1 protein-coding gene and 1 pseudogene are annotated in these 1,191 nt (G+C 64.6%); both read right to left on the minus strand.

The window, feature by feature from the left end; all coding sequences use genetic code 11:
- Positions 1 to 455 (minus strand): annotated as a pseudogene (locus EN906_RS34675) (hypothetical protein); the annotation flags it as partial.
- A 3-nt stretch (positions 456 to 458) separates the two neighbouring features.
- The coding region (locus EN906_RS34680) for an endonuclease (protein WP_127375801.1) at positions 459 to 1,191 on the minus strand (733 nt) is incomplete at its 5' end.

Below are 1,191 nucleotides of genomic sequence, written 5' to 3' on the forward strand. Positions count from 1 at the left end.
TCCTCGCGCACCTCACGGATCATGTTGAAATCGACGTCGACCAGCCCATCGCGAAAATCGATCGGCTCGAACGAGCCGGCGGCGAAATAGACGCGGCCGGCGTTGACTGTGTGAGGACCCATGCGGATCGCCACCAGCGCATTGTCGCCGGCCACCAGCATGGCATGGGCATAGGCATGCTCGGCGCCCGAATTCTCGCGCCGCTTCCGCCACAGCATGAACGTCGAGTAATTGACCGCGTGGCAGCGGCCGACGAGACGGCTGTCGCGGTAGGCAAGTTGCGACAGCAGCACCACCATGCCGTCGAACAGCGCCGGATTGGCGGCGATTTCGTGCTGCCAGTTCTCGGCGATCGCCTCTGCATTGTCCCTTGCGAAAGGGTGCGGACCGGGATCGAGCCGGACGTCGATGTCGTCGACCGGCAGGATGACGTTGCGCGGGAGGTCGAAACTCATGCGTCAGGTCATGTCCAGCGTGATCGCCACTGGGCAATGGTCCGATGCCTTCGGCCGGTCCCAGCCGGCGCGCGGAAACCGCTCGACCTCCTGCCCCGGCGGAAAGATGGTGCGCCAGGGCTGGCCGTTGCGGATGATGTCGGGAACGGCCGTTGCGTTGCTGGCGGCGAGCCCCTTCGACAACAGGATGTAGTCGAGCTGGCACAGATGCCGCTCTTCGGGTCCTCGCGTGTGGTAGAAGCTCCAGCGGTTCATCTCCGGCCGCCTCTCGACGACATTTTCGCAAAAGCCGCCTGCCGTCAGCACGTTGATGCAGGACAGGGCTTCGTCGACCACCTCGAAGCGATAGCCGTCGATCGCATCGCCGGCCACCTTCACGCGCTGGCGATAATCATTCATGTCGCCGCAGATCGCCCAGCTCTTGTCGGCGGCATAGTCCTTGCCGAAGCGCTCCTCGATGATGCGGCGCACGGCCTGCGCTTCGGCGATGCGCACCGGCATCGTCGCCTCGCGCCCGTCGAGCCCGTTGCGCGGCGAGCCCATCGACTTGAAATGCACGAGATAGAGCGTCAGCGGCACGCCGCCCACGGTGATGTCGATCTCCAGGCAGTCGCGCCGGAAAATGCGCTCATTGGCCTGATTGCCCAGTGCCTCGAGTTCCGGCGTGTGCAGCCCGAACTGCTCGTAGGTGACATAGGCATGGCTGGTCATGCGCACGAATTCGATCGGCTGGCCC

The sequence above is a fragment of the Mesorhizobium sp. M7A.F.Ca.CA.004.06.1.1 genome (genome assembly GCF_003999135.1).
GTDB lineage: Bacteria > Pseudomonadota > Alphaproteobacteria > Rhizobiales > Rhizobiaceae > Mesorhizobium.